We start from the raw sequence: 6,926 nt of genomic DNA, 5'->3' as shown, positions 1-6,926 counted from the left end.
CCGCCCCTCTCCCCGAAACCACCCCGCTCCACTCCAGCGAACCGCCGAACGGACGACCTGTCAGCACCCCACACAAGATCACCAACAGAGTCACGGCATTGGGCCTAGAAGGGGAGACCGACCAGGCCCCATCGCCGGGCGCCGGCCTCCGTGGCCACGTCGCCCCATTCGCGCAACAGCGCCGCGGCGGCGTCGAAGCCGGCGGGCCGGCCCGCCCAGCCGGCGGCCTCGGCTTCGAAGGGCCCGCGCAGTTCCTCCAGCCGGGGCGCGGCCACCTGCCAGGAGCGGACCAGCTCCGACACCTCGTCGGGGGCGCTGAGCAGGAGCACCTGGGGGCGCCACGGAGCGGGGTCGCCGGGGAAACCGAGCGCGGCGGGCCGTTCCTCCTCCGCGCCGGCCGTGGAGTCCGTCCCCGTGAGGTCGTCCGGGTCTTCCCAGAACAGGCCGCGCAGGAAGTGGTCCAGGGCGTCTCGTAGTTCGGGTGCCACCGAGGTCCGGACGTCCTGCCAGGCATTGCCCAATCGGGGGTGCCAGCCGTAGGAACCGGTGGTTCCGTGGAACCGGTACTCGGCGCACCAGGACACCTGCCGCTGCCACACCCACCCGCCCGTCACGGCGTAGTCGGCGTCCTCGCACGCTTCGCAGCAGAAGTCGGGGCAGGCGGCATCGCCCAGTACGTTCACCCTGTCGTCCGCCGGTATCCGCGCCAGGTGCTCCCAGTCGACCATGAGCACGGTGATGTCGAGTCCCATCGGGACAGGCTACGTCCGGATACGGGTGAACCCGAGCCGCGAGGCGGACCACCCCCGCCCCGCCGAAGCACCCACCGGCCCCGCTCCAAGCGGGGCCGTTCTCGAGCGGCTTGACTACGCGTCGCGCCATGCATCGGACGAGCAGCGCCTCGACCTCACCGAGGGACAGAAGGGCCCGCAGGCCGAGAACGTGATGCGCACCGGCTAAACCCGGGACGGCCGTCTGCCCCTCCCGGCACCCAGGGCCGTCCGGCTCGCCGGGATGCCCAGGGGCGGGTGGGGCGGCTACACGCCTCCCGCACGCCATTCGTACGCGATCTGTACGCTCCACGCCGTCGGGCGGGCCGTACGGCCGGTGGCCTACCCCCGCCACGGCTCGGCGCGGCCTGCGCTCGTTACCGCGCCCACTCCACCCCGAGCTCGGCGAGCGCGTCCAGCTGCGCCCGGTCGAGCTTGTCGCGCCGGGCCCGGGTGTTCGAGACCCACACGCCGAGCTTCACGATCAGCGGCTCCGCCTCGCCGTCGACCGCCATCGGCTCGGCGTGCCCGCGGGGCACGGGCCGGTCGGTCGCCGCCTTCCCGCGCGACCCACTGCGTAAGGGCTGCCAGGCCCCGCTGGAACGCCTGCTGCGCCTTGGTCGGGCCCTTCACCCCGCCACCCGCGGGCGCGGCCAGTGCGGGGGCCGGGGTCTGGGCGGGTGTCACGCCGAGCGCGGCAAGTCGTTCCTGCTGCTCGGCGGAGAGCCGCGCCCAGTTGCGGGTCTGCCGTCTGCCACCTGCCGAGGTCGCCGCCGTCGAAGAGCGGGCCCGGGGCAGTGGCTGCCGACGACCGTCCCCGGCCACCGCTCGGCGCCATCGGGCAGCAGCACGACTGACGCTGCGCATACGCCTTGCGTACGCGATATCTGCGGCTTGCACAGCCGGGTGACTGGCGGGGCCGGTGGTTTGTGGATTCGCAGGATAGGCATCGACGGATTTGGGTATGGTCGGGGCACCCGAGTCCGGGCCTCTCGTTCGCAGCGGGGGCACCAGCTGGCTCCTCAAATCTTCTCGTTACCGTCCGGGGACGCGCTCGTACCGTGTCCACCAGCGGGCTTCCTGCCGCATGCGCGCGTGTTGCCTTGTCTGGCGCGCGCCCTCTCCCCGTGGAGTCCCGCGATGCCTTCATCGCTACCCGTAGCCCGGGCGATCGATTTCCTGTGTGAGCACACGTCCAGCAAGAGCCGCGTGATGGCTCTGCTGGCTCACGACGACGGGCCCAGTTCCCTGACCGCCATCCTGACCTGCAAAGACCCCGATCACGCCTTCGAAGCAGTAGGTATTCTGCGCCGAGTCCTGGCCCGACGCGACGCCACCAACGTCGACGACGAACTGATGGCCCTTACGGCCGAGATGCCCGACGCACCGGCCAGCTCGCTTCGCCAAGCCGTGGCTCAGGCCGCGAGCGGTACCTGGCAGGCACAACCCGGCACCCTGTTCGTGGTACCCGCCCCGGACCCGTTCGAGGATGAAGCAACCTCCGACGTGATGGCCGGAACTGCGCAGCACCCGCGGCTGAAGGACCTGCCGGGAAAGGTCGTGCGGATCGCGCACCTGCACGAGTTCCACGTCACCGACGAGGACGCTCTCCTGCGCGCGGCTGTCGATCGTGGCTGGGAGCCGTTGCCAGCATCTGAACTCGGTGATGACGATCCACGCGATCTGATCGGGGCCGTGATGACTCTTACCGAGGAACCAGACGTCGCCGGAACCCAGACTCTGGAAGAGCAGAGTTCCGCAGAGCTCCTCAGCGCCGAAGAGGGTGACGAGCTGGCCGACTGGAGCGCGGTGCCGGTCTTCACCCGCTTCACCCACGGCTGGCGCCTGCGAGGCCAGCAGACCCGGCCTGCAGCCGAAGAACAGACCCCTAACTTCGCAGCGCTCTTCACCACCCGGGACTGTCCGTGCAAGGACGAGGACTGCGAGGAGTGCGGATGGCAGCTCACGCCCCGTACCGCAGACCTGCTCCACACCGCACTGGTTGTCCTCTCAGACCAGGCTTACGACGACGCGCAGCGCCTGGGGGACCAGTTCCTGTCAGACGCTGACCCCGCGACGTGGGAAGTCTTCGACCGACTGCCCCCGCTCACCTGGACAGCCGACCACCGCTGGCGGCGCCGTATGGCGCGCGCTTTCGACGACCTGGCCGCCGACCTTGCCAAAGGAAACTGGCCCAGCCCCACCTGCACAGCAGAGGAGATGGCCCTGCACCTGGCCATCGAGGACGCTCCGACCTACCTCGAAGACCACCCCACAGACGACGACCACAACAACCTCCCGGAACACGAGGACGACTACAGCTGGGACAGCTGCTCCGCTCTACTGTTCCAAGACCACGACGTCCTGATGCTCTTCCACTCCAAACTCCCCGGCATCGAGGACCCCGACCACATCGCGAACCAGTTCATGGGCGCGGGCGACCTTCGGGAAGCCGCCTGGTTCACACCGCTCGACAACCGCAGCATCAGGAATCCCCGGCGAGGCTTCCGGCGCTAAACCGCAGCTCCTCGCGCTGGCCGAGTATCCAGGTGCCAGTGCGAGGAGCAATACCCCGGTCACCTGGCCCACTCCACCCCGAGCTCGGCGAGCGCGTCCAGCTGCGCCCGGTCGAGCTTGTGGCGTCGGGTCCGGGTGTTGGAGATCCATACGCCGAGCTTGACGATGACCGGCTCCGCCTCGCCGTCGACCGCGATCGGCTCGGCGTGCCCGCGGGGCACGGGCCGGTCGGCGCCTTCCCGCGCGATCCACTGCGCGAGCGCCTTCAGGCCCCGCTGGAACGCCTGCTGCGCCTTGCCCGACCCCTTCGCCGCGCCCGCGGGCTCGGGCGCCGGGGCGGGGGCCGGGGCCGGGGCGGCTTGTACGCCGAGCGCGGCAAGTCGTTCCTGCTGTTCGGCGGAGAGCTGTGTCCAGTCGCGGGCCTGTCGTGTGAGCCATCGGCCGAGGTCGTCGCCGTCGAAGGTGACGCCGGGCTGGATCGCGGGCAGCAGGCCGCCGGTCTCGGTTTCGGCGAGCTGGGCCAGCACCTGGTGGTGGCGTTGCCAGTCGAGCGGCCACGGACAGTCCCAGTCGGCGTCGATGGCGGCCAGCTGCTGCGCGCGGGCGTGGGCCCGCTCCTCGTTCTTCCCGAGACCACCGGTGCGTCGGAGGTTGGCCATGAGCTGTCCGATCGCGAGCTGCTCGCCGTCCTCGCCCCAGACGGCGTCCTGCCGGGGCGCCAAGTGCCGGTTGGCCCGCCGGTAGGAGCGGAGGCCGGCGAGTTTGGTCTCCCACGCCTCCTCGCCCGGCTCCCAGACCATTCCGGCGTCGGCCGCGTCGAGGAGGGTCTTGCGCCGCTCCTCCAGCTCCCCGGCCCGCACCGCCTTGCGCTGCTGGTGGACCCACCGCCCGAGCGGGAACGCCTTCGTCACCCCGACCGCGGTCTCGACGTCGTACGGGACCGCGTACAGCCCGGTGACCTCGTTCTCCTTCCGCCACCGCAGCAGAGCCTGGTACCCCTCCAGCCACACCAACGACTCGGGCCGGTAGACCCGGGTCCGCAGGAACGCGGCGATCGTCGCGGGGTCGCGCGGGCTGGAGAACTGCAGCAGCGCCGACTCGGCCGCGGCGCCGGCGCCGGCGCCGACACCGTCCTGCTCTTGGCCCTCTCCGGCCCCGGCAGCAGCGCTGGCACCGGTGATCCGGCCGTCCTCGTCGCGATGGATGTGGACGGTGCGTTCGTGCCGTTTGCGGGTGAGCGCGCGGGAGGCGAGTTGCTCGACGAGGCGGGCGTCGTGCGAGCGGAGGCCCTGGAGCACGGCGACCAAGGGTGCGTACGACGCCGAGGCGACCATGTCGCCGGGGTCCTCGCCCCGCTCCAGGAAGACCGGGACGATGATGCGGGCGACCTTCGTGGTCCCGTCCGGGTTCGGGCGGAGCGCACGGCCGATGTTCTGCACGATTTCGACCTGGGAGCCGCGGGTGTCGGCGAAGCAGATCGCTTCGACGCCCCGTGCGCCGGTGATGTCGACGCCTTCGCCGAGGACGCGTACGGACGCGAGGAACGCCCGGTGGACCCGCCGGCCTTCGGCGTTGATGCCATTGGCGAACTGGCGCAGGGTCTCCCGCCGCTCGGCGACGAGATGGTCCCCGCACAGCCACGCCGACCACACCCGGTCCGGCGGGACATGCCGGCCGGCTTCCAGCTCGTACGGCTGGGCGCCGATCGAGGAGCGGGGGAGCAGCGCCGCCTGCTCCATGGCCGCCGCGGCCGCCTCGTCCGCGCCAGCCGCGGTGTACAGCTCGGCCGCGGTCTCGGGCAGCTTGGCGGCGAACGCGGCGGCTTCTTCGACCCGCTGGTGGAAGGTCATGGCGGTCTTGAGGTTGTGCCGGGCGGCGTGTTCCAGGAGCGCGGCTTGCAGCAGGGCCAGGCGCCGGCCCCGCAGCCCGTCCTCGGAGATCCCGAGGATGGGGTCGGGGTCGCGGATCTCCAGGACGTCGATCTCGAACCCGGCGAGGATCCCCCGCTCCACCGCCTCCGACAGCCCCAGCTCCGCCCCGGGGAGCCAGGCCCCGTAGATGCCGTCCGGATCGTCCGCCATGCTCGCGATCACCGGCTCGGACCCGCCCGCGCTCTTCCGCGGCCGTGGGGCGGCGAGGATGCGCGGGGTGGCGGTCATGTAGAGCCGGAAGTCCGCGGGGATCCGGGCGTTGTCGTGGATCGCAGCCCACGGCCGCGCCAGATCCCCCGCGGTCGAGTGCGCCTCGTCCACGACCGCGAGGTCGAACGGAGCCATCACCTGCCCGTACAGGCGCTCCCCGCCCGCGAGCGCGACCTCCAACGGCCCCCGCACCTTACCCGCGCCGACCGGGCCCTCGACGTCCTCGCGGTCCACCAGCGAGGCGTACGTGGCGAGCACGACGACCGGCCCGGCCCCGGCCCACAGGGCGAGCTGGATCGGGTTGGTGGTCGTACGCACGCCGAGCTGCTCCAGGACCGCGTCGTTCTCCAGCGAGCACACCGCGACCATCGGCGCCCGATGCCCGACCCGACGCCACGCCTGCGCGGTCTGCACGAGGAGGTCCAGCGTCGGCACCGTGACGAGGAACCGGCCGCCCGGGAAGCACTCCAGCGCGGACGCGGCGGCCATGATCGTCTTCCCCGACCCGGTCGCGGACACGATCGTGCCCCGAACCCCCTGCGAAGGCACAGAAGATCTTGCAGCAAATCCAACCCATTTCCGGAACGCCGACTTCTGCACGACCTGGTGTTCCCTGAGCTGAATCACAGACATTCTCCAGGCCTTCCGATCACTAATTCCGGCGGGTTTTCAGACGGCCACGGGTCATCGCGACGGCTAGAACGCCGACACGGATACCGTGCCGTCCCGCCCACCACGACCCGCTCGGCGAGCTACGCCAGGACCTCGACGGGTCGCATCCCTGCCCGAGCGGCCGCCGCCCCGATCAGTCGCCGGGGCCCGCGGACAGTCGCAGCTCTGCCCGCAGCTCGTCCCGCTCGTCCTGCCACCGCGCATCACCTTGTCGGGACTCTCTTGACGGCATAGCGTGTCAGGGTAACCCTGACACGCCTGGAGAGGTAGCCATGACAGCCACGGCTCAGTCCACCGAACCCACGCAGTGTTCCTTCTGCGGGAAGCCGAGTTCCGAGGTCGGCAAGCTGGTCGCGGGACCGGGTGTCTACATCTGCGACGAGTGCGTTGCGCTGGCGGAACGGATCGTCGCCGAGGCGATGGGGCAACCCTCCACGCCGCGCGCTCACGCTTGGGCCACGATGACGGACGAGGAGCTCCTGAGCCATCTCCCCGAAGTTGCTGCGCATATTGACCGAGCTGAGGCTGACCTGCGGCTTTGGGTTCAGGAACTGCGGCGGCGTGGAGTGACCTGGACCCGGATCGGTGAGACCTTCGGGATCACTCGGCAGTCCGCGTGGGAGCGCTTCTCCGGCGAGGAGTGACGGAAAGATGGGGGCTGGCCGGCTTCCTCGTGGCGCAGGCGGACTTCGTCCTGCCGGTCCTGTCCGGTCCGGCACAACGGGCGTGGCTACCTTGTATCGGGGCGCCGTCCACCGGCCCCGGCCGTGGCCGGGCTGAGAGCGGAGCCCTCGGAAGAGGTCCAGCGGCACGCCGCCCGTGAGGC

5 protein-coding genes are annotated in these 6,926 nt (G+C 71.1%); 2 read left to right on the top strand and 3 right to left on the bottom strand.

The features are described from left to right. Positions 1-104: 104 nt before the first annotated feature. Both ACZ6S8_RS31540 and ACZ6S8_RS31535 read right to left on the bottom strand, forming a co-directional pair. The gene (locus tag ACZ6S8_RS31540) at positions 105-752 is read right to left on the bottom strand and encodes a hypothetical protein (protein WP_469460835.1); all 648 of its coding nucleotides are present in this window, start codon (positions 750-752) and stop codon (positions 105-107) included. A gap of 395 nt (positions 753-1,147) precedes the next feature. Continuing rightward, the gene (locus ACZ6S8_RS31535; RefSeq protein WP_469460834.1) at positions 1,148-1,309 is read right to left on the bottom strand and encodes a hypothetical protein; all 162 of its coding nucleotides are present in this window, start codon (positions 1,307-1,309) and stop codon (positions 1,148-1,150) included. Positions 1,310-1,982: 673 nt separating this feature from the next. On the opposite strand from ACZ6S8_RS31535, the gene ACZ6S8_RS31530 reads away from it, so the two are divergent. Continuing rightward, positions 1,983-3,287, top strand: coding sequence for a hypothetical protein (locus tag ACZ6S8_RS31530; RefSeq protein WP_469460833.1), 1,305 nt, complete (start codon positions 1,983-1,985; stop codon positions 3,285-3,287). Positions 3,288-3,346: 59 nt separating this feature from the next. On the opposite strand, the gene ACZ6S8_RS31525 is transcribed toward ACZ6S8_RS31530, so the two are convergent. After that, positions 3,347-6,061: a helicase associated domain-containing protein gene (locus ACZ6S8_RS31525; protein WP_469460832.1), complete on the bottom strand. Its 2,715-nt coding sequence runs from the start codon at positions 6,059-6,061 to the stop codon at positions 3,347-3,349. Between the two features lie 311 nt (positions 6,062-6,372). On the opposite strand from ACZ6S8_RS31525, the gene ACZ6S8_RS31520 reads away from it, so the two are divergent. After that, positions 6,373-6,744 (top strand): ClpX C4-type zinc finger protein, encoded by a 372-nt coding sequence (locus tag ACZ6S8_RS31520; RefSeq protein ID WP_469460831.1) that lies wholly within the window; start codon positions 6,373-6,375, stop codon positions 6,742-6,744. The last annotated feature ends 182 nt before the right edge of the window (positions 6,745-6,926 follow it).

The sequence above is a fragment of the Streptomyces sp. NPDC048461 genome (assembly GCF_055587105.1).
This window is presented reverse-complemented; position numbering and strand designations above follow the sequence as displayed.

Coding starts and splice junctions, on each gene's coding strand:
- ACZ6S8_RS31525 (WP_469460832.1), bottom strand. CDS start 6,061: ATGTCTGTGATTCAGCTCAGGGAACACCAGGTCGTGCAGAAGTCGGCG.
- ACZ6S8_RS31520 (WP_469460831.1), top strand. CDS start 6,373: ATGACAGCCACGGCTCAGTCCACCGAACCCACGCAGTGTTCCTTCTGC.
- ACZ6S8_RS31530 (WP_469460833.1), top strand. CDS start 1,983: ATGGCTCTGCTGGCTCACGACGACGGGCCCAGTTCCCTGACCGCCATC.
- ACZ6S8_RS31540 (WP_469460835.1), bottom strand. CDS start 752: ATGGGACTCGACATCACCGTGCTCATGGTCGACTGGGAGCACCTGGCG.